Origin of the sequence: Chitinophaga sp. sic0106 (assembly GCF_019219075.1) — a bacterium.
GTDB lineage: Bacteria > Bacteroidota > Bacteroidia > Chitinophagales > Chitinophagaceae > Chitinophaga.
In genome coordinates, this window is sequence record NZ_JAHUWJ010000008.1 from 155,145 (window position 1) to 177,897 (window position 22,753).

The 22,753-nt window shown below is 48.4% G+C and carries 19 protein-coding genes; 11 read left to right on the forward strand and 8 right to left on the reverse strand.

Annotated features, from left to right (window positions below):
* Positions 1–10: 10 nt before the first annotated feature.
* Genes KW844_RS14160 through KW844_RS14175 form a run of 4 tightly spaced genes read left to right on the forward strand, consistent with a single transcriptional unit; the run spans position 11 to position 4,079 of the window.
* Positions 11–793 carry an SDR family oxidoreductase gene (locus tag KW844_RS14160; RefSeq protein ID WP_218377439.1) on the forward strand — a complete coding sequence of 261 codons (783 nt, stop codon included), beginning with the start codon at positions 11–13 and terminating at the stop codon, positions 791–793.
* Between the two features lie 50 nt (positions 794–843).
* Entirely contained in the window at positions 844–2,151 is a 1,308-nt protein-coding gene (fucP, locus tag KW844_RS14165; protein ID WP_218377440.1) for an L-fucose:H+ symporter permease, read from the forward strand.
* Positions 2,152–2,211: 60 nt separating this feature from the next.
* The gene (locus tag KW844_RS14170) at positions 2,212–3,000 is read left to right on the forward strand and encodes an MbnP family protein (RefSeq protein ID WP_218377441.1); all 789 of its coding nucleotides are present in this window, start codon (positions 2,212–2,214) and stop codon (positions 2,998–3,000) included.
* Positions 3,001–3,017: 17 nt separating this feature from the next.
* Complete coding sequence (locus tag KW844_RS14175; protein ID WP_218377442.1) at positions 3,018–4,079, forward strand: cytochrome-c peroxidase; 1,062 nt, start codon at positions 3,018–3,020, stop codon at positions 4,077–4,079.
* Here KW844_RS14175 and KW844_RS14180 read toward each other — a convergent pair whose 3' ends face one another.
* The 6 genes from KW844_RS14180 to KW844_RS14205 form a co-directional block, all read right to left on the reverse strand.
* Positions 4,080–4,649 carry a DNA-3-methyladenine glycosylase I gene (locus KW844_RS14180; RefSeq protein WP_218377443.1) on the reverse strand — a complete coding sequence of 190 codons (570 nt, stop codon included), beginning with the start codon at positions 4,647–4,649 and terminating at the stop codon, positions 4,080–4,082.
* A gap of 217 nt (positions 4,650–4,866) precedes the next feature.
* A complete protein-coding gene (locus tag KW844_RS14185; protein WP_218377444.1) occupies positions 4,867–5,775 on the reverse strand; it encodes a helix-turn-helix transcriptional regulator in 909 nt (302 codons plus the stop codon).
* A gap of 70 nt (positions 5,776–5,845) precedes the next feature.
* On the reverse strand, positions 5,846–6,259 hold the full coding sequence (locus KW844_RS14190) for a hypothetical protein (RefSeq protein WP_218377445.1): 414 nt from the start codon (positions 6,257–6,259) through the stop codon (positions 5,846–5,848).
* 124 nt (positions 6,260–6,383) lie between these two features.
* Positions 6,384–8,585: a DUF4954 family protein gene (locus KW844_RS14195; RefSeq protein ID WP_218377446.1), complete on the reverse strand. Its 2,202-nt coding sequence runs from the start codon at positions 8,583–8,585 to the stop codon at positions 6,384–6,386.
* 16 nt (positions 8,586–8,601) lie between these two features.
* Positions 8,602–10,437, reverse strand: a complete 1,836-nt coding sequence (glmS, locus tag KW844_RS14200) for a glutamine--fructose-6-phosphate transaminase (isomerizing) (protein ID WP_218377447.1) — start codon at positions 10,435–10,437, stop codon at positions 8,602–8,604.
* Between the two features lie 228 nt (positions 10,438–10,665).
* Entirely contained in the window at positions 10,666–13,035 is a 2,370-nt protein-coding gene (locus KW844_RS14205; protein ID WP_218377448.1) for a prolyl oligopeptidase family serine peptidase, read from the reverse strand.
* 104 nt (positions 13,036–13,139) lie between these two features.
* Between KW844_RS14205 and KW844_RS14210 the strand changes: the two genes are divergently transcribed.
* Complete coding sequence (locus KW844_RS14210) at positions 13,140–13,670, forward strand: histidine phosphatase family protein (protein ID WP_218377449.1); 531 nt, start codon at positions 13,140–13,142, stop codon at positions 13,668–13,670.
* Between the two features lie 82 nt (positions 13,671–13,752).
* On the opposite strand, the gene mgtE is transcribed toward KW844_RS14210, so the two are convergent.
* Entirely contained in the window at positions 13,753–15,129 is a 1,377-nt protein-coding gene (gene mgtE, locus KW844_RS14215; protein WP_218377450.1) for a magnesium transporter, read from the reverse strand.
* Between the two features lie 57 nt (positions 15,130–15,186).
* On the reverse strand, positions 15,187–16,065 hold the full coding sequence (locus KW844_RS14220; RefSeq protein WP_218377451.1) for a bestrophin family protein: 879 nt from the start codon (positions 16,063–16,065) through the stop codon (positions 15,187–15,189).
* A gap of 138 nt (positions 16,066–16,203) precedes the next feature.
* Between KW844_RS14220 and KW844_RS14225 the strand changes: the two genes are divergently transcribed.
* The 6 genes from KW844_RS14225 to hutG all read left to right on the forward strand — a co-directional run bounded on the left by KW844_RS14225 (position 16,204) and on the right by hutG (position 22,742).
* Complete coding sequence (locus tag KW844_RS14225) at positions 16,204–16,638, forward strand: SET domain-containing protein (RefSeq protein ID WP_218377452.1); 435 nt, start codon at positions 16,204–16,206, stop codon at positions 16,636–16,638.
* Between the two features lie 123 nt (positions 16,639–16,761).
* Positions 16,762–17,241, forward strand: a complete 480-nt coding sequence (locus KW844_RS14230; RefSeq protein WP_218377453.1) for a MarR family winged helix-turn-helix transcriptional regulator — start codon at positions 16,762–16,764, stop codon at positions 17,239–17,241.
* A 43-nt stretch (positions 17,242–17,284) separates the two neighbouring features.
* Entirely contained in the window at positions 17,285–18,853 is a 1,569-nt protein-coding gene (hutH, locus tag KW844_RS14235; protein ID WP_218377454.1) for a histidine ammonia-lyase, read from the forward strand.
* Positions 18,831–20,501: a urocanate hydratase gene (gene hutU / locus KW844_RS14240; RefSeq protein ID WP_218377455.1), complete on the forward strand. Its 1,671-nt coding sequence runs from the start codon at positions 18,831–18,833 to the stop codon at positions 20,499–20,501. Before hutH ends, hutU begins: the two co-directional genes overlap by 23 nt.
* Positions 20,502–20,511: 10 nt before the next feature.
* A complete protein-coding gene (gene hutI, locus KW844_RS14245) occupies positions 20,512–21,741 on the forward strand; it encodes an imidazolonepropionase (protein WP_255578433.1) in 1,230 nt (409 codons plus the stop codon).
* The gene (gene hutG, locus KW844_RS14250) at positions 21,738–22,742 is read left to right on the forward strand and encodes a formimidoylglutamase (RefSeq protein ID WP_218377456.1); all 1,005 of its coding nucleotides are present in this window, start codon (positions 21,738–21,740) and stop codon (positions 22,740–22,742) included. The genes hutI and hutG overlap by 4 nt, the downstream gene beginning before the upstream one ends.
* The last annotated feature ends 11 nt before the right edge of the window (positions 22,743–22,753 follow it).

Genomic DNA, 22,753 nt, shown 5'->3' on the forward strand with positions numbered 1-22,753 from the left:
ATTGAGTACAATGGATTTAGGATTACAGGATAAAGTGATTATCGTTACAGGCGGAGCCAAAGGAATTGGAGAAGCTATCAGCCGCATCATTGCACAGGAAGGCGGTATCGCCGTGATCGCCGGTCGCAACGCTGCTGATAACGAAAAAACTGCTAACGCTATCATCGCGGAAGGTGGAAAAGCCCTGGCGGTACAGGCCGAACTGGGGAAAGTGGAAGACTGTAAAAAAGTAATCGACGCTACCGTTGCCGCCTATGGGAAAATAGACGGACTGGTAAACAATGCCGGCGCCAACGATGGTGTAGGCCTGGAAAGTGGCAGCCCGGAGCGCTTTATGCAGTCACTGCAAAATAACCTGTCGCACTACTACAACCTGGCTCATTACGCCCTGCCTTACCTGAAAGCCACCAAAGGTAATATCGTAAACATTGGTTCTAAAGTAGCAGCTACCGGACAAGGCAACACCTCTGGTTACGCCGCCTCCAAAGGAGCCATCAACGCGCTTACCCGCGAATGGGCCGTGGAATTGCTGCCGTTCTCTATCCGCGTTAATACCGTGATTCCTGCTGAAGTATGGACGCCACTCTACGAAACCTGGATTAATTCTCTCCCTAATCCAAAAGAAAAACTGGCAGCCATTACCTCCAAAATTCCATTTGAAACCAGAATGACCACTTCCGAAGAAATCGCCAACACCACCGTGTTCCTGCTCTCCGGAAGATCATCCCATACAACCGGACAAATTCTTTATGTTGACGGAGGTTACACGCACCTCGACAGATCCATCAGCTAGGTAATTCCACTGATACAAAACATACATTCACCTGATCACAAAAACTCGTTATGGCCGGAGGCGCAGTAAGTAATTCCACCTATGCCAGTACAGCTCCTGCTGGAGGGAAAAAACAGAACTACCTGTTTCCCTTTATACTGGTAACAAGTCTTTTCTTTTTATGGGCGCTGATCCACAACCTCAGCCCCGTACTGATCCCGCACCTGAAAAAAGCGTGTCAGCTCACAGACCTGCAATCATCATTCATTGATTCAGCCGTATTTGCCGCCTACTTCCTGATGGCGCTGCCTGCGGGTGCAGTCATGCGCAAATTCGGTTACAAAGCCGGAATCATTTTTGGCCTCCTGGTGTATGCCGCCGGTGCATTCTTATTCATTCCGGCAGCCAACAGCGGGGAGTACCTGTACTTCCTCGGCGCCCTGTTTGTGATTGCTTCCGGACTCACCTTCCTGGAAACAGCTGCCAATCCGTATGTTACCATCCTGGGTAAACCGGAAACAGCTACCATCCGGCTCAACCTCGCACAGTCCTTTAACGGCGTAGGCGCCGTGGTAGGCCCGCTGCTGGGTATGAAGTTCATCCTCTCCGGCACGGAACACTCCAAAGAGGAACTAGCCGCCATGACGCAGTCACAACTGCAGGCATACCTGCATAGTGAAGCTGCCACCGTTAAAACACCTTACCTGATCATCGGTTTGGTAGTACTCCTGATAGGTGTATTATTTATGGTGACTAAAATGCCTGAAGTACAGGAAGTAGCAGATGAAAACGCGGATACTACCGGTTCCAAAGGTTCCATCTTCCGTCATAAACACCTGATTGCCGCCGTAGTAACACAGTTTTGCTACATCGGCGCGCAGGTAGGCGTAAACGCTTTCTTTATCCGCTTTGCTAAGTTTTCTGCGGATATACCTGAGAAAGAAGCGGCCCTGCTGCTGGGAACAGTTGCCGGCCTTGGCTTCATGATCGGTCGTTTCTTCGGTACCTTCCTGATGAGCAAGGTTAAACCGCAAGTGCTGCTGACCATCTACGGCCTTATCAACGTAGTGCTGGTATTACTGGCCATGACCACCAAAGGCACCATCGCTATCGGCGCCGTGCTGGCAGTGCCGTTCTTTATGTCTATCATGTTCCCTACCATTTTCTCTTTAGGTTTGAGAGGTTTAGGGGCAGATACTAAATTCGGCTCTTCATTGCTGGTAATGTCTATCGTAGGTGGCGCTATCTGTCCGCCGCTGATGGGCGTGATCTCCGATGCTTCCAACATCCAGATGGCCTACGTGGTGCCGCTGATCTGCTTTGCAGTAGTGGTATGGTTTGGTACCAAAGGCTATAAGCTCGACCAGGCACATCGCTAGTTAATAAATAACTGAAATCCGCAAAATCATCGTACCTTCCTGATAACAAAAAGGAACACCATGATTTTGCGGATTTTTAGTTCCAGAACGTTTATTATCCTGAGTTTTAGCAGTATCCTCTGCCTGATATCCTGCTCAAAATCAGAGACCAGCCAAACGATAGTTCCCCCCACCACTTATGCCTCCCTGCAGCTAACCTTCAGCAACTACGTAGGTAATGTACCGTTAGTGCGTAATACAGGTACCTATACCAACGCCGCCAGGGAAAACTACACGATCTCCAAATTCCTTTACTATCTCAGTAATTTCCAGCTGGTGGACAGTGCCGGTAAGGTAACCACCCTGCCACAACGATATTTCCTGGTAGATGATGCTATAGATTCTACCAAAAAAATAATCCTCGACAGCGTGCCTGTGGGCCGGTATACGGCCGTCAGATGGCTGATTGGGGTGGACAGTATCAGAAACGTCAGCGGCGTACAGGCGGGCGCGTTAGCACCGGAAAACGGCATGTTCTGGACCTGGAACAGCGGGTATATCATGGCTAAACTGGAAGGTAATTCCCCGGCAGCTACCACTGTACTGAAGGAATTCCAGTTACATGTAGGTGGATTTAAGTCTCCCTACAACGCCCTGAAAACCGTTAGCTTAAACTTACCCGCTACCGTTACAGTAGCCACAGGCGCACAACCAAAACTCAGCTTCCGGGCAGATGCCGCCAAATGGCTGGATGCCCCCAATACCATCAGCTTCGCTACCACCACCATCGTGATGGCAGCCGGAACAGACGCTTTGAAAATTGCCGAAAACTATCAGCAGATGTTTACTGTTATGACAGTAGCCAATTAAGCTGGTATTCACAACCTATGAATCGGAAAATTACATACATCGCAGGCCTGGTATGCCTGGTTATACTCCTGGCACACGCCTGTAAAAAGGACGGTGCAGGTAACACCGGCACCATCCCGTTACCACAGCCGGTAACGCTGCAGCTGCCTGCGGGCTTTCCGGACCCTGTGTACGACTTCACCCAAAACCCGCTCACCAAAGAAGGCATCGCGTTGGGCAGGTACCTGTTTTATGATTACCGCCTGTCGGCAGACAGCACCATCTCCTGCGGCTTCTGCCACCAGCAGTTTGCAGGCTTCGGGCATTTTGATCACCCGCTGAGTCACGGCGTACTGGGGCGACAAGGCTCGCGAACAGTACCCGGCATTTTCAACATGATTTATATGAAAGCGTTTATGTGGGATGGTGGGGTGAATAACCTGGAAATACAGCCACTCACTCCGCTTACAGATCCCAACGAAATGGGCGTGGATCTGAAAGAACTGCTGAAAAAAATGCAGGGCGATCCCAACTACCGGAAAATGTTCCTGGCGGCCTTTGGTACGGAGGAAGTAACCAGCCAGCGTATGTTCCGTGCCATCACTCAGTTTGTGGCCACCATGGTATCCGGCAATTCAAAATATGATAGTGTGATCAATAAGGTAGGAGGGGCCACCTTCTCCGCAGAAGAACAGGCAGGCTATAACGTGTTTCAGCTCAAATGCGCCGCCTGCCATAAAGAGCCGCTGTTCACCGATCAGACTTACCGCAGCAATGGCCTGCCCATCAACGTACTACAGGATGTAGGCCGCATGCGTATCACCAACAATACTGCTGATTACATAAAATTCAAAGTGCCCACTTTGCGCAATGTGCTGAAAAGTCAGCCCTATATGCACGATGGCCGCTTTTATGATATCTACCAGGTATTTGACTTTTATGACCACGGCGTTGTAGTCACGGCTACTACTGACCCGCTGGTAAAGAACGGCATTTCATTGACGGATGCTGAAAAGCGACAGCTGTACTTTTTCCTGAACACGTTAACGGATTATACCTTACTGCAAAATCCAGCCTTCAGCGAAGTGCCTATTCAATAGTTATTTCTTTGCTTTCCAGCAGCCGTCCACATGGTCGTTTACCATGCCGGTGGCCTGCATATAGGCGTAACAGATAGTGCTGCCTACAAATTTAAATCCGCGCTTCAGCAGGTCCTTGCTCATGGCATCAGAAACAGCTGTTTTAGCAGGTACTTCACGCATGGATTTGAATTTGTTATTAACTGGCTTATGGTCCACAAACGACCAGATATACTGGTCAAAAGAGACAAATTCTTTTTGCACCGCCAGAAATGCCTTCGCATTGCCGATGGTGGCATTGATCTTTAAACGGTTTCTGATAATGCCGGCATTCTGCATTAGTTCTTCCACCTTTTTTTCGTCGTATTTAGCAATCTTTTTAGCATTCCAGTTGTCGAATGCCTTGCGGTAATTTTCTCTTTTTGTAAGCACGGTATACCAGCTCAAGCCGGCCTGTGCGCCTTCCAGGTTAAGCATTTCAAACAAATGCACATCGTCGTGCTGTGGGGTGCCCCATTCACTGTCGTGATAATCGATATAGAGCTGATCTTTTGTACACCAGCCGCAGCGCGCTTTTTCTGTTGTTGCCATGGGAGTGAGATATTGAAATCGAAGGTAGGTATTTTTGTTTCTTGAGTGAAGCCGAAATATTTGTAAGTTATTGCTTCTTTTCAATAAATAGTATTTATTAGCTCTTTCAGTCAAAAGGTAAGGCTGACCTATTTAGCCAGCCCCATAAAATTATTATTACTATCGTTTCTGAATGTACGAAGTATCGTTGTGTTGTCAGTGGCTTACTATTTTAGAATCATTTTTCTTTTCCTGATTTATTAGTTTTAGACGATTCAGTTGGAATATTATCAAATTTAGCATCTAAGCAAATGACAGAACCTTTAACAGCAATACGATTGCTGGAATGCGCAGATGCCTGCAAATCTGGTTGGTTATGATCTAATACTCCAAAAAGAAAAATAAACTCATTACAATTTTCAACGGGCTTTTGTGATTTTGAACTCTGATTGGCAAACTGACAGCCATTCCAGGGGTCGGAGGTGTCTTGCACTGTGCTGTCTACAAAAAAAGTAGAATTTTTTTTGCTCCCACCTGTTACCTCACTGGTAGTTAGTATAATTTCTCCTGTTACTCTGGTATCCACTTTATCGGATGAAATAACGATATCCCGGGCTCCTAAGTTTATCAGGTTATTTTTTGATGTTTTCCTTAGGGAAAGTTCTGCGAAAGGGTCAATTTTATCTATAGATTTTATCATAAAGTAAAACATAGCCTTCACTGGCTGACTCATCGCACGCTTATCATTTAACCAGGCAGACAAATTTGTCTTATCTATACCAGTTAACTTCTCTATATCCTTAATTTTAAGCCCTTTATCCTCCATGTAATTTCTGATTTCAGCAGTAGAAATCTGATCAACTTCAGGATGCGAATAGGGGATCGCATGGACATGGATTTTAAAATCCGGAAAATATCGGCTGAATAAATCTTTCGTTAGCTTAATCAGCTTTGCTAAGTCAGCATAATTCTCGGATAAACTTTTGCCTTGAATGGTCTGTACTGTAATAGATTTCTCCCCGGTGTCAACTTTTAATATTTTAAATTCAATACTGGAATACCGGCGATGCTGTAATGCACCATAATCGAGCTTTTTAATTGATTCTGCATCAAGGAAATCAATTTTCTGTGAATTCTTAATTTCCATAAACTATAGTTTTAGAGGTTTATATATTATATCAGGATAAAAAGCAGGGGGAGTACTCCCCTGCTGCTTTTTACAACATTTTTAGTTCGTTGTTCTCAATGTTGTAGATAGCAATTTGTTCATTGGCAATGCCTGCCTCTGTTGCCTCTTCTTCATTGTCGAACACCATTACTGCATCCCAGTAAAACGTTCCCTCATTGTCCCAAAATCCAACAATACGAGTGGTAGGTATTGCATATTTCAGAACTTTTTCCAAGCCCTCATCGCCAAAACTGTTTTGAGTTTCAATTGAAGCGACTACCCAGCCTTTTTTCACAGGTTCCAAACTCGGAACATAAACTGTGAATCCTCGTGGATTCTCTTCTGCTAAATACTTTAGCTTGACTAAAATGTTTATCATGATAAAATGCCACTTATATCCCGTAGGCGCGGTTATTGGTTCAAAAGAACAATGTAAAAATAATAAAAAGTTTGTAATAAACAAACTTTTTAGGATTTGGGCCTTGAAATGGACATGGGCTAGGCAAAAAAAGGAGTCTGTATCAGAATTGATACAGACTCCAACATCAGAAATTAATTTCTATGCGTATTAATGGACTGAGAAGATATCAAAGTTCCCAATCAATAACCGTTCTCCTCACTTTCTCCTTATATGTTTCCAGCTCTTCTTTAGTAGCATTAATAAAACTATTATTTTCAAGGCTACCTACCACTACATCCATTTCTTTCTCATTACTGTAAGTCATTTTACGGAAAGGATTTTTATAATCTTTTTCTCTGGATTTAAAAATTCCTTCCGCCATCCATTCCATGGTGGTAACGCTGTCTACCAGCCATTGCTGCAAGTGTTCGGTGCTGAAATTTTTCAGTGGCACCTCTTTAATTTCCAGCATGCAGGCTACGGCGTGTTGCAGTTTATCGGAAGCATATTCCTTACCAATTTCCCGGTAGGCATCATGGAGCTGATCCCAGCTGCTGATACGGTTTTTACGGATGCGTTGCTTCAGGCCGTCCACTATTTCGGCTTTCATCAGCTGGCCGCCCACGTTTACCCATGGGGTGCGTTTGGCTGTTTTTACCGCTGCCTGTAAAGCCACAAAGGATGGTTTGGCGGCCGCAATGATATTTTTGATACCGTAAAATACGATCAGTTCTCTGAAGATCGGGTATGCTTTATGCACTTTGGTAAGTACTGTTTTGCGGCTGCTGTTTTCCATGCCTTCGGCATAGATGGTGAGCCGGCTAACATCTTCTGGTTTTTCCAGCAGCAGTTCTTTCCCTTTTTTGCGGAGATCTTTGTCTGTTAAGGTTTTCCTGGGTTCGTTTTCCGGAAGTGCATACCATGCTTTGGCGGTGGCGATTTCCATAATGGCCAGCGCGGTAAACATTTCTTCAACGGAATCAGGTGCAAGGAAATCATACTCAATGAGCTGTTTTTTGTCGATCCTTTTGTCGCGGTCCACATACTTCCAGGAGTTGCGGGCAATGGCGTACATGTTGTACAGGAACCAGTAGCCCGGCATAATCTGGAGCACGTTTTCGTGTTCATCGTTGCTGACCAGACTAAAAGGAATGGTGATATTCAGTTCAGCGAGATAATTACCTTTTGATATCAGTGTAAAGTTGGCAAACTGTGAATTGTGTTTCAGACTTACGCATAAGCCCGGCCAGAACCCTCTGCCGGCAATGATTTCGCCATCAGCACCGCGGGAGTTGTGGTTGGACCCTACTGTTGCACCGGCTGCCATATTGCTCTGCCCCATGATCAGGGATGCACAGAGAAACGAGTTGTTATGGTGCTGCTCATGTGCCGGAAATATCAGTGAATTTAATACTTCGCAGCAAGAGATGGTAGAGTTGTTGCCCAGGTAGGAGTTGATCAGCCTGGCACCATATTTCAGCTGGCTATGGGATGCCATTATAAAGCGTACTGCTTTTACACCGTAGAAGATGCGGCAGCCGTAACCTACAATGCCATTCACCATTTCCGTACCTTCTCCAATCTGTGAGCGGGCTTCTGCCGTGCTTTTGATGGTGAGGTTCTTCAACTTGTTGGCGCCTTTGAGATAAGCGTCGGTACCGATGGTGACATCTTTGATCATGCGACAGTTTTTAATCACTGTGCGATCACCTACCATTCCATAGTAACCTCTGCGTTTGTCGAACTGTTTTTCAGTGAACGTGCGGAACTGTTGCTGTAACTGGTTGTCATCGCGGTTGCGGGTCCACAGGTAAGCATCCCCGGGCAGCATGCCATCAAATGGCAATACGGACCGGCCACCGTTTTCATTACATAGTTCCAGTTCAATGCGGAGGTTTTCCGGCTCATTGCTCTTTACAATACCATTCCCGAATTTAGCAACATCAGAAGTAACCATTTCGTTTACGTTGGCAACGATCACTTCATTGCCAAGGATGTAGTGCGATAAATAGTTGACGTTATGTACTACTACGTTATCGCCGAAATCGCAGGCGCAGATGGTGCTGTTATACAGGCCTACCGGCAGTTTGAGGTTGCGGTATTCCAGGTAGTAAGGCTCCAGCTTGCCGATGCGCACCATCCCGAAAAAGTGACAGTGCTGTACCAGCTGCGGATTAAATTCATTGGATACGAAGATGTTGTTCCAGTTGTCAGAGGTGTTGTCGTTGCGGACAAGTGCCTCTATTTCATACGCGGTTAGCTGACGAAACTGGTCCTTGCTCTGCCATTGCTCATTGCGCAGGTAGTATTCGTCTTTACCTTTTGGAAGTTCATCTTCAATAAAGTTATACCCCAGGCCTGCCAGGGGCATTTTTCGGATGTTGTTCATGGATACTTTCTTAAGTCTATTCTACTGTTACACTCTTCGCGAGGTTACGGGGCTTGTCTACATCGTATCCTTTGGATACACCGATGTGATAGGCCAGTAACTGCAAAGGTATAACACTAATGATTGGTGCCACCAGTTCATCTGCTGCAGGTACCACAATTACGTCATCAACCATAGGAGGGATTGTGGTGTCACCTTCGGTTACTACCGCGATCACCTTGCCTTTGCGGGCTTTGATCTCCTGAATGTTACTTACTACTTTTTCGTAGAAACTATCTTTGGTGGCTACTATTACTACCGGTAAATTTTCATCTACGAGTGCAATAGGTCCATGTTTCATTTCCGCAGCAGGGTATCCTTCTGCGTGGATGTAAGAAATTTCTTTCAGCTTAAGTGCGCCTTCCAGTGCTACCGGGAAGTTGTATCCACGGCCCAGATAAAGGAAGTCGCGGGCATCTTTATATTTCTCTGCAATTTCTTTTACCTGGTCATTTAATTTCAGTGCGGTCGCTACTTTTTTAGATACCTGGTCCATTTCATTGAGCAGGTGCTGGAAGCGCTGGCCGGTGATAGAACCTTTTTCCATGGCTACTTTCAGGCCAATCAGTGCCAGCACGGTGAGCTGTGCGGTAAAGGCCTTGGTAGAGGCCACACCGATTTCAGGACCTGCGTGCGTGTAGGCGCCAGCGTCAGACATACGTGCAATAGAAGAACCTACTACGTTACATACACCCAGAATGATAGCGCCTTTTTGCTTGGCACTTTCTATGGCCACCAGGGTGTCGGCCGTTTCGCCGGATTGTGATACTGCAATAATAACATCTCCCTTACCAATCACCGGATTGCGATAACGGAATTCGGAAGCATATTCTACTTCAACCGGCGTACGACAAAGCTCCTCAATCATGTATTCCGCTACGAGTCCGGCATGCCAGGAGGTACCGCAGGCTACTATGATAATACGGTTGGCATTTTTCAGCAGGTCCATATGTTCACGGATACCACCGAGTGTAAGGGTGCCTTTTGGTGCATCCAAACGGCCACGTAAGCTATCATGGATGGTTTGCGGCTGCTCAAATATTTCTTTCAGCATGAAGTGATCATACCCGCCTTTTTCAATGGCAGCCAGATCAATATCCAGTTTCTGAATGTACGGCGTCTGACGTTCGTTGCTGATGTTTTTCAGGATCAGCTCATCCGCTTTTATGATGGCAATTTCGTAATCGTTTACATACACTACTTCTTTGGTGTATTCCACGATAGGAGAGGCATCGGAGGCCAGGAAGTGTTCACCTTTACCTACGCCGATTACGAGCGGACTACCTTTACGTGCAGCGATGAGCGTGTCAGGGTTATCTTCATCAACCAGTACGATTACGTAGGCACCTACCACACGTTTCAGCGCAATACGCAGCGCTTCTTCCAGCGTGGAGTTATTGCTTCTTTTAATTTCTTCAATGAAGTGCAGTAAAACTTCGGTGTCAGTATCACTCTCGAATACATGCCCTTTGCTTTCCAGCTCCTGTTTGAGTTGTACATAGTTTTCGATGATGCCGTTGTGCACCATTGCTAATTTACCGTCGCCGGATCTGTGAGGGTGGGCGTTACGGTCGCAGGGTTCTCCATGGGTAGCCCAACGGGTGTGTCCGATGGCGATGTGGCTGCGCATATCTTTGCTGGAAGCGTATTCTTCCAGTGCCGCCACTTTGTCTTTTTTCTTGTAGATTTTGAGTCCATCATTGATGATAGCAACTCCTGCGCTGTCATACCCGCGGTATTCCAGTCTCTTTAGGCCTTTCAATACGATCGGATAAGCTTCACGCTGCCCGATATAAGCTACGATTCCACACATATGGTTTCTTGTATTTTAGATGAGGTTTGGTTGCGAAGAAATAATAAAATAAACTGCCAATAGCCTGGCAGCTAGTTTAACATGACGCGTGCAATTTTTGTAAAAAATAAAATAAAAAAAGGGATACGGTGAGATGATAAGCAGTTATTAACGTACTGTTAATACTGTTTTTCATCGTTCACCGTATCCCTGTATGTCTTGTTTTAAGACCGGGTCAGCGGATGGAGATTATTTGAGGAGTGTTTCGTTGAATAGTTTCAAGATCCTTTTATATTCATCCGTCCAGCTGGCTGGTGTGGTAAACCCGTGGTCTTCTACGGGGTATACAGCCAGTTCCCAGTTGTCTTTTTTAAGTTCAATGAGTCGTTGCGACAAACGCACAATGTCTTCAAAATGAACATTGGTGTCTACCATTCCATGACACATGAGCAATCTGCCCTTCAGCCCTTCTGCATGATAGATCGGGGAGGAGCGAAGATAAGCAATACTGTCCTTATATGGTTCATTCAGTATGTTACTTGTGTAGCCGTGATTGTAATGGGCCCAGTCTGTAACACTGCGTAAAGCAGCACCGGCGGCAAAGGTACCTGGCTTTGTGAACATTCCCATGAGGGTCATAAAACCACCATAGCTTCCTCCGTATATCCCTATACGGTTGGCATCCACTCCTGTTTTGCTGGCCAGGTATTTTGCTGCATCCACTTCGTCGTCCAGGTCTTTACCTCCCATAAAGCGGTAAATACCTGTGCGCCAGTTACGGCCGTAGCCGGCGCTGCCGCGGTAATCCACGTCCAGTACGGTGTAGCCGAGGTCTGTCAGCAAGTTATGGAACATATATTCTCTAAAGTACTGACTCCACCAGCGGTGTGCATTCTGCAAATATCCTGCCCCATGTACAAAAATTACGCCTGCGCCATTTTTTTTCGCGGGATCGGGCGTGAAAAGTCTGGCGTAAATCGGCTGATTGTCGCTGGCTGTAATGGTTATAAGCTCCGGCACTCTCCAGGAATAATTTTTAAATTCTTCCGTTTGCGCCTGTGCGGTCACCTGTTTTGCTTTAGCCCCCGCCGTGTTTGGCTGTATATACAGCTCCCATGGCTGGTTAGGTGAGGAGTAACGGAAAGCAATCCATTTTTCATCCGGACTCACACTCACCTCATGTGCGCCCTGCATGGTGGTAATGCGCTCCTGTTTGCCGGTGGCGATATTCAGTTTATAAAACTGTTTTTCCCCCGGATGTACTTCATTGGTAACGATATAAAATGCTTTTTTATCGTTGGATAACTGTGCTTCCTGTACCTCGTAATTACCGGTGGTGAGTTGTTTTAGCTCTTGGGAGATGACATTGGCCGTATATAGATGTGAGTAACCGGTGGCTTCGGATTGGAACCAGATAATATTTTCATCTACCCAGCCCAGATTTCCGCCGCCCATGCTCCAGCCAATCCCGGGGCCGGCAATCCAGGCCTCATCGCGCTGGCGGTTGATAGCAGTAAGTTTGCCCGTAGCGCCATCCAGTAAAGCAAGCCAGCGGTCTTTGTTGTCCATGGAACGGATGTCCACGATGGCGTGCGTACCTTTGTCGGACCAATAAGGACCATTGATGATCACCTCACGTACCACCACCGAATCTTTTTTCGTATAGTCTTTCACGTAATCAGGCTGATCCTTGATGCCCGGCAGATCTTTGGTGCTGATTGCTATCACGGTATCGGCTACACGATCATATACATAGCTGGTAAAGCTGCCACGTGGTGCCCCTACTTTTTCGCGGGAAGGGATGTCGGTGGTAAAGCCAGTGCTGGTTACATAGTCCGGCACAATAGTTCCTTTGGCATCTTTAGCTTCGGCATACAAACGGTAGGTGATAAAACGGCCGTCAGGACTGATTTTCACTGACTGTAACTGTTTGTCTTCTGTATATAAGTTACGTAATGGTTTTGGAGAGATGTAATCGTAATATCGCTTAGAGGCATCGGCCTTGGCTTTTCTATCACGTATGACCTGCAGCAGCTCCAGTTGTTGTTGCTTCAGCCATTTTTCCTGGGCATTACCTTTTTGTAAATCATCCTTTTCCGGTGGAGGAGGAGGACCCTGTTTAAAGCTGCTGAGCTGTGTGAGACTCCCATCCGCGCGGTTCCAGGCGAATACATCGCGGCCCTGCTGAAAGGCAATGGCAGTAGTGCCGTTGAGAAACGCCGGTGCGCTTTCCTGCAAGGCTGTGTTGGTGATACGGATTACCTTACCGGTTTTCAGCTCCTTCAGATATATATCACCCTGGAGCGAAAATACCACCATCGAACGGTCGTTGCTGTAAACCCCGTTGTTGGCGGCCAGCAGCATGCTGCGCTCAGCAGCCACTGTCTTCTTTGGTGTGGCATCTTTCAGCTGGAGGAAATAAAGAGAATCGGCCGGCGCTTTCTCCGGGTTCCAGTTGAAATAAACAGTCTGATTGTCGGCGCCCCAGAAAACCTGGTCTGGAGAAGTGCCGATCCACTTCGGATCGCGCATGATTTTATCCACGGTAAGTGGCGACAGCTGGGCATAGGCGCTGTTGGTTGATAAAAAAATAATGGCAGGGAGAAACCATTTTCTCATAGCAGTTGAGTATTTTGTTAGGGAATAAAAATAATGGATTAATCCCTAAAATGGGGAATATTAGGGATGTCTGGTACGATGAATATATGCCTTAACTTTACTGTATGCGTTTTTTCCTGCTTATAACCATGATTGCCCTGGTGGCCTGCAAGCCTAAACCCGCTGTGCGGCAGCCAGTTCCGGTTTCGGAAGACACTACCTTCCTCACAGGTACCTTTTACGTGGTGCGCCATGCCGAACGGTATGAAGGCCCTGATTCAACGCTTACGCCGGCAGGCTTTGAAAGAGCAGGCTGTTTGTACCGGCTGCTGAAGGATTCGGCATTGAATAAAATATACGTAACGCCCTACCGCCGCAGCCGGCAAACTGCCGACAGCCTCCGGTTACACTTAAACCTGGATACAGCCGTATACAAGCCGGATACCACCGGCGAGTCAGTCATTTATACCCTCACCCGTCATGACGACTGGGGAAAGCACATCGTAATAGTAGCCCACGCCAATACCATGCTGCCTATTGTGAAGGCGCTGGGAGGTAAGCCCGCGGTGGATTCAATACGGGATAATGAATTTGACAGGGTGTTTGTGATCAGGAAATTGAAAGGGGGTACGAAAGTGAAGAGTTTCAGATATTAAATGGTTGGAGCCCCCAAAAGTCGAGACTTTTGGGGGCATCACAGCTGTTGATACAGTCGCTTTTGGTGTTTGAGCACCTACCTTATAATAAGACGCCTTTCATCAACGTATACGCCACCGTAAAGTAAATCAGCAACCCGGTAACATCCACCAGTGTAGCCACAAACGGTGCGGAAGAAGTGGCCGGATCGGCGCCCAGCTTCTTCAGAATCAGCGGCAGCATAGAGCCCGAGAGTGTGCCCCATAATACCACGCCAATCAAGGAAATACCTACGGTAAAGCCTATCAGCACGGTATGGTCCCCATAGGTATGGAAGAGTGAATTCCAAAGCAGGATACGGGTAAAACCAATGATCCCCAGCACACTACCCAGCAGGATGCCTGATATCAGCTCCCTGCGCATTACTCGCCACCAGTCGTTCAGAGAAATTTCCCCCAGGGCCATGGCCTGAATAATAAGGGTGGAGGCCTGTGAGCCACTGTTACCGCCACTGGAAATGATCAGCGGCACAAACAGGGCCAGTACTACGGCTTTGGCTATTTCATCTTCGAAAAAACCCATCGCAGTAGCGGTGAGCATCTCCCCTATAAACAAAACTACCAGCCAGCCTACACGTTTTTTTACCAGTTTAAGCAAGGGCATATCGAGGTAAGGCTCATCGAGGGCCTCGGTACCACCAATCTTTTGGATATCTTCTGTATGTTCTTCATTGGCAATCCACAACATATCGTCGATCGTAACGATACCAAGCAGGATACCCTGATCGTCTACCACGGGAAGGGCTACACGATTTTCCATACGGAACACCTGGATGGCTTCTTCCTGATCGTCGCTGGCGTGGAGGGATACAAATCGGTCGTCCATGAGTGTATGCACTACCGTATCCGGCGCTACCAGCAGGAACTCCCTGATACGAAAGTCATCCAGCAGGTGGCCGTTGCCATCTATCACATAAATAACATCAATGGTTTCACTATCCTTGCCATGCTCGCGGATATAATCCAATACCTGTTTCACGCTCCACTCTTCGCGAACGGCAATATAATCGGGGGTCATTATACGACCCACACTGTTTTCCTTATAACCCAGCAGGGAGAGCGTAATGCGTCGTTCTTCCGGGTCGAGCAGCTTAATCAGTTCCTTCACAGCCTCGCTGGGTAACTCTTCCAGGAACGAGGTACGGTCATCCGCCGGCAGCTCGTTGAGCAGCTCCGCAATCTTTGCAGGTGCCAGCAATTTTATCACATCCTCCTGTAATGGAAAATCCAGGATACGGAAAGCAGCAGCAGCACGGCTGATCGACAAGGTATTGATGATAATACCCGCCTCGTCCGGCTCCTCATGAATTAACTCTGCTATGTCCGTAATCAGCTGATCATCCAGGTATACGCTTAATTCACGGAAATTTTTCTCTTCCGCCAGTTCCATGAATTTCTCCTGTAAAGCTTCATTTTCCATGTACAAATCGACTCTAGCTGCGAAATTAAGTTAAAATAGTACGCATCCGGGCAGGGCCTATAAGATTTCTCCTACATGCAGGCGGATATTGTTACAAATGGTATCTGTAGGCAGATCATTGGCATCCTTGCCAAACGGATCTTCAATCTCTTCCGCAATCAGTTCCAGACTCGCCAGTACAAAGAATATGAATACAATCATGGGGATGATCAGGTAACCCAGACTGAACACATAACCGAAAGGCATCGTCATGATGTAGAAGAAAATAAATTTCTTTATAAATACAGAATAGGAAAATGGAATCGGGGTGTTCTTGATGCGCTCACAGGCACCACATATTTCTGTGAGAGATGCCAGTTCCGTGTTGAGGATGATGAGCTGGTCGCCACTGAGCTGCCCGGCACGGTGCAACTCCATCGTTTTGTTCATGATCATACCCGCCAGCTGGTTAGGGATATGCTTGTCCGTATCGGGGGCCAGGACCTCATTGCCAGGGAGGTTTTCCATCTCCTCCGGTAAATATGTTTTACGCAAATGATTTTTTAAACTGAAGGCATAGTTGGGAATCATGGCCCTGAACCAGGCCTTGGCCGCTTCATTGCCGGCAGGCAGCATGGTATTGAATTTTAAGGCCAGGTTGCGGCTGCTGTTTACCAGCGTGCCCCATTGGCGCCGGCCTTCCCACCACCGGTCATATGCTGTATTGGTGCGGAATACCAGCAACAATGATATCACAAAGCCCAGCAGGCCATGCATCAATGAAATATTCTTCAATTCACTGTTGGCCGAGAGCTTCCATACCTCCAGCTCCAGCCAGGCAATCAGCCCGGAATAGATGGACAAGGCAATAAACATGGGAAACAGCTTCCTGACAGTGTCCGCTTTGTGAATGCGGAAAATGAACGTAAACCATTCCTTCGGGTTGTAATTGATCATTTGTATTTTTTAATCCAGTACAAAAATACCGGCCGGAGTATCCTCCTTCCGGGCCGCAAACCTAAAATTTTTCAAGATGATTTTGATAACTTCCCGCTTTAACTTTACTTTACGCCTTCTTTTATACGAAATAGTGCTATGATAAAGCCATACTTGTACGTGCAAAAATCAAAAGGTAAAGGCCGAGGCGTTTTTACCACTGAAGACATTCCCGCAGGAACGAGGATCGAAACTTCCCCGGTACTGGTACTCGATCACGAAGATACCGTACTTGCCGACAGAACCTTCCTCCACAACTATATTTTCCTGTGGGGCGAAGATGAATCCGAATCCTGCATAGCACTTGGTTTCTGCTCCATCTATAACCACGATTACACACCTAATTGTAAATACGAGATGGACTTCGAAGAAGAAACAATGAGCATCATCACCCGCCGCGTTATCAAAAAAGGCGAAGAACTGCTCATTAACTATAACGGCGTGCCTACCAGCAAAGATCCGCTATGGTTCGATATCAAATCCGATAATCCGGAACCTAAGAAGGCAAAGAAAACTAAAGAAAAGAAAAAGTAATACGAATCTTTTGCAGATTACCGGAACCTTCCTGATAGTCAGATAATTTCCGGTAATCTGTAATTATGCAGATTCGTTATTATTTTGTAATATTGTATAAGTGCTTATATAATTTTTACCAACATGTCGTTTTACGCCTCACTAGGCCACCTGGTTTTTGGAACCCGGCTGCGCCGCCTCAGCGAATACTTCCTCATGGAAGTGAATAAAGTTTATGAGCAGGAAGGCATCCCCTTTGATGCCAGCTGGTTCCCGGTATTTTATATACTCTCCCAGGGACAGCCCATGCCCATGATCGACATTGCCGAACAACTCGAAATTTCCCATAGCGCCGTAAGCCAGATGGTGACCAACCTTCGCAAAAAAGGACTGGTGAAAACTGACTCCTGCAACGACGACCGCCGCCGGCAACTGGTGGTGTTCACGCCGGAAGGAGAGGAGCTGCTCAAACGCGTACAGCCCATCTGGAAAGCGATCACCAAAGCCATGGAAAACGTAGCCATGGAACATAAACACAGCCAGCAAATACTAGCCGCCATCAAGGAAATAGAAGAATCCGTGCAGGAAACCTCCCTGGCTGAAAGAGTCCGCAAAGAACTATAAAGATCATACACCAAATCAATATCACCATTAACAGCAGTTACCAATGAACAACGTTTTCAAATATGGTATCGACACCCTTACGGTATCCACCGTAATCGATATCGCCAGTGGCAAGGTAAAAGGTGTACTGGCACCGGAAGCCATTGAACGTATCCAGGCAAGCGCCGGTTACGTCCAGGCCATCGTGGCACAGCATACTACGGTATATGGTATCAACACCGGGTTTGGCCCACTCTGCGATACCAAAATCTCCGAAGAAGATACCCGCACCTTACAATATAACATCCTGCAAAGTCACAGTGTAGGCGTTGGCGATAGTATCCCGGAAGAAATATCCCGGTTCATGCTCATCACCAAGGTACACGCGCTGGCACAGGGGTTCTCCGGTGCGGCCCTCGCCACCCTGGAACGCATTATCTGGCATATCGAAAACCGCGTAACCCCGCTGGTACCCGAAAAGGGCTCCGTAGGTGCCTCCGGCGACCTTGCCCCGTTATCGCACTTATTTCTCCCTTTAATAGGCCTGGGAAAAGTATGGTATAAAGGACAGCAAACAGATATGCAGTCGGTACTGCAACAGGAAAACCTGCAGCCGGTAGCACTCGGACCAAAAGAAGGCCTGGCACTGATCAACGGTACACAGTTTATCCTCTCTTTCGCGGTTAAAGCAGTGACGCGACTCCACAACGCCCTCGATGCCGCCGATATCATCGGCGCCCTTTCACTCGAAGGCCTCATGGGTACTTCCAAACCATTTGATCCACGCTTACATACCATCCGCCCATACCCGGGCAACCAGCTGGTGGCACATCGCCTGAAAACCATGCTGGACGGTAGTGAGATCATGTATTCACATGTGGACTGTGGCCGCGTACAAGACCCGTACTCCCTCCGCTGCATGCCGCAGGTACACGGTGCCTCCCGTACAGCCTGGCAGCACCTGCATCACCTTACCTCCATTGAGCTAAACAGCGTAACAGACAACCCGATCATCTTCAGCGCAGATGATACCATCAGCGGTGGTAACTTCCACGGCCAGCCAATGGCACTTCCGCTGGATTACGCTACAGTAGCGGCTGCCGAGCTGGGTAACATCTCCGATCGCCGTTGCTATATGATGATCGAAGGTCGATTTGGACTACCGAAATTATTGATTCAGGATGCCGGCCTTAACTCCGGTTTCATGATTCCGCAATACACCACCGCTGCACTCGTAACCGAAAATAAAACGCTGTGCTTCCCTGCCAGCGCGGATTCTGTACCTACCTCCCTCGGGCAGGAAGACCACGTATCCATGGGCTCCATCAGTGGGCGCAAATTAAACCAGGTGATCTCCAACCTGGAATATATCCTCGCCATTGAGCTGCTGTATGCCGCACAGGCTATGGATTTCCGCCGCCCGCTGAAATCCGGTCCGGTGCTGGAAGCCGTGCACCAATTTACGCGGGAGCATGTACCCTTCGCTAACAAAGACCGCATCTTCGCCAACGATATTGCGGCTTTACATAACATCATCACCAATCAATCACTGGTAAACGTTGCCAACGAAGCAGCCACCAGCCATCAATTATCCTTAAACGGTATTTATCATGAACAGTTTGGACTTTATTAAATCCTATGCGGCACACCCGCATTATAAAGCACCACACGGTGCCACCCTGCATGCAAAATCATGGCAAACGGAAGCACCGCTGCGTATGCTGCTCAACAACCTGGATCATGAAGTAGCCGAAAACCCGGATGAACTGGTGGTGTACGGCGGTATCGGCCAGGCGGCACGCAACCGCGAAGCATTGGAAAAAATTATTAAAATATTACTGGAGCTGGACGATCAGCATTCCCTGCTGGTACAATCCGGAAAACCGGTGGGTATTGTGCGTACCCATCCGCAGGCGCCACGCGTAATGCTGGCCAACAGTAACCTGGTGCCTAAATGGGCTACCTGGGAGCATTTCAACGAACTGCGTGCTAAAGGCCTGATGATGTACGGCCAGATGACCGCAGGCAGCTGGATCTATATCGGTACACAAGGTATCCTACAAGGTACCTACGAAACCTTTATGGAGTGCAGTCGTCAGCACTTCGGTGGTAGTCTTAAAGGTAAGCTGCTTGTAACCGCCGGTATCGGTGGTATGGGTGGTGCGCAACCGCTGGCAGCCACCATGGCAGGCGCGGTATTCCTCGGTGCTGACGTGGATGCTACCCGCATTCAGAAACGCATCGACACCCGCTACATCGACCGGATGACGCACTCCTACGAAGAAGCCATTCAATGGGCCAGAGAAGCCATGGAAAAAGGTGAAGCACTGAGCATTGGCCTCGTGAGCGATGCCGGCGATATGCTGCAACGCCTCCTCAACGATAACATCATTCCTGATATACTCACCGATCAGACCTCCGCACACGATCCTATCAATGGTTATGTGCCGAATGGCATGACGCTCGAAGCCGCGCTCACACTGCGTAAGCAGGACCCTGCGCAGTATAAGCAGCTGTCGCTCAAAAGCATGGCCCGCCACGTAGGCTTTATGCTCGACATGCAGCAACGCGGCGCCGTTACTTTCGACTACGGCAATAATCTCCGCGAGTTTGCCAAAGAAGGCGGTGAGCCTAACGCCTTTAACTTCCCGGGATTCACGCCGGCGTATATACGCCCGCTGTTCTGTGAAGGGAAAGGCCCTTTCCGCTGGGTGGCCCTTTCCGGCGACCCTGAAGATATTTATACTACCGACCGCGCACTCATGGAAGCATTTCCGGAAAATACCCACCTGATCAACTGGCTCAAACAGGCACAGGAAAAGGTAGCCTTCCAGGGCCTGCCGGCACGTATCTGCTGGCTCGGGCTGGGTGAGCGTGAAAAAGCCGGTCTGATTTTTAATGAACTGGTAAGAACAGGTAAGGTAAAAGCGCCTATTGTAATTGGCCGCGACCACCTCGATTGCGGTTCCGTAGCATCTCCCAACAGAGAAACAGAGTCAATGAAAGACGGCTCCGACGCAGTGAGCGACTGGACGCTGCTCAACCTGATGTCCAACACCGGTGGCGGCGCTACCTGGGTATCCTTCCACCATGGTGGTGGCGTGGGTATGGGCTACTCCCAGCATGCCGGTATGGTGGTGCTGGCAGATGGTACCGACCGCGCAGAAGAATGCCTGCGTCGCGTGCTCTTCAACGACCCTGCCATGGGCATTTTCCGCCATGCAGATGCTGGTTATGAAAAGGCGCAGGAATGGGCGGAAAAATTTGGTATCAACCTCTAAAATCTGAAATATGTTAATAGGGCCTTTCACACAAATTCTCCCGATGACCGGCATGCCGCTTAAAGGAGCTTTGCAGGATGAACAACTGCCCGTTATACATAATGGCGGTGTGGTGGTGGAAGATGGTAAAATCCTTGCAGTAGGCGATTACAAGGCCTTACAGCAGGAATATCCGGATCAGCAGTTGCAGTTCATTGATCAGCCGATGGTGCTGTTGCCCGGGTTCATCGACTGCCATACCCATATCTGCTTCGATGGTAATCGCAGCCGTGATTATGCCATGCGCATTGCCGGAAAAAGTTACCTCGAAATTGCCCGCGCTGGTGGCGGTATCTGGGACTCGGTGACCAAAACGCGTGTAGCCGATGCCGTTACCCTGGCAGAAAATACTGTGGCCCGCGCGAACCGTCACCTCATGGAAGGTGTTACTACCATAGAAGTGAAGAGTGGTTACGGCCTGGATTTCGACAGTGAGGTGAAAATGCTGCGTGCCATTCATCAGGCATCGCTGCATACGCCGGCAACACTTATTCCTACCTGCCTGGCGGCGCATATGAAGCCAAAGGACTATTCCGGCACTGAAACGGAATACCTGGATTGGGTGGTATCAGCGTTGCTGCCGGTACTGAAAGCGGAATCACTTACCAACAGGGTGGATATTTTTATAGAAGAGACGGCATTTTCGCCGGCAGCGGCCACCAGTTACCTGCAAGCCGCTGCAGCGCAAGGTTTCGCAGCTACAGTACATGCAGACCAGTTTACCGCAGGAGGTTCCGAAGTAGCGGTAGCTACCGGAGCTTTATCTGCAGATCACCTGGAAGCCAGCACCGACAAGGAAATTCAGCTGCTGGCACAATCCAACACCGTAGCCGTAGTGCTGCCCGGCGCTTCCCTCGGTTTAGGCATGCAATATGCCCCAGCACGAAAATTGCTGAATGAGGGTGCCTGTGTGGCGATAGCGAGCGACTGGAACCCGGGATCGGCCCCAATGGGTGATCTGTTGTTGCAGGCTGCCGTGATGAGTGCCGCTGAGAAGTTGTCGGCCGCAGAAGTATTTGCCGCCCTCACTTTCCGCGCTGCACCTGCCTTACAGCTGGCCGACAGAGGTCGCCTCGAAGCAGGTATGCTGGCAGATATGCAGGCTTATCCTACGAACGATTACAGAGATATTCTGTACTTTCAGGGTAAGCTGAAGCCATGCAGCATATGGAAAAATGGTGAAACAGTTACAGCACTATGATAACAAAAGAATTTTATCATCCTACCCAGGCAGGAACCTGGACGGGACGTACGGACGGAACTGCGGATGACCTGTTGCGCTGGCATCAGGTCATCCGCCTGGTGGACCTGCTGAAGGAGCCATTGCCGCCGCTGACCGAAGGTCAGAAGGGAGTGGCTATTTTGGGGTTCGCCTGTGATGAAGGCGTACGTCGTAATAAAGGCCGCATGGGCGCAAAAGATGGTCCTGCTGCGATCAGAGCAGTGTTAGGCAACCTGCCGGTGCACCTCACCGAAGATGCCGTACTGCTGGATGCCGGCGACATCGCCTGTATGGACGGTCGCATGGAACTGGCACAACAGGTACTCAGCGAAGCGGTGAAAGCCGTTATCCAGGCAGGCTACCTGCCGGTAGTGCTGGGTGGTGGTCATGAAATTGCGTATGGCCATGGCTGTGGTGTCCGGGAAAATGCCCGTAAGCAAAATGCCCGCGTAGGATATATCAACTTTGATGCACACTTCGATATTCGTGTGCCAGGCACTGAAGGCCCCACCTCCGGTACCAGCTTTTATCAGCTCGCACAGGATGCTAAGGCGGCTAACGAACCGTTTAACTACCTCGCCCTTGGCATACAGAAATTGGGAAATACACGCCAGCTGTTTAACCTGGCCGGGGAATCCGGTGCTACCTATGTAGGCGCGGATGCTTTCCACCTAAACGATAAGGATACACTCTTTGCCGCCATACAGCATTTTCTTGGTCAGGTAGATCATGTATACCTTACCACCTGTCTGGATGTATTTGCCTCCTCTTTTGCCCCGGGAGTAAGCGCTACTGCTTACAACGGCATCCTGCCGCAAGGTCTGTTCCTGGAAAGCTTCCGGACCATACTGGCCAGCGGTAAAGTGAAAGGAACTGACGTAGCAGAGCTGAACCCCGCTTTCGATTATGATAACAGAACTGCTAAGCTGGCAGGAGCGTTGATTTTTGAAACGGTGATGGCGTACTGCGGGGAGGATTAACCATACTCAAT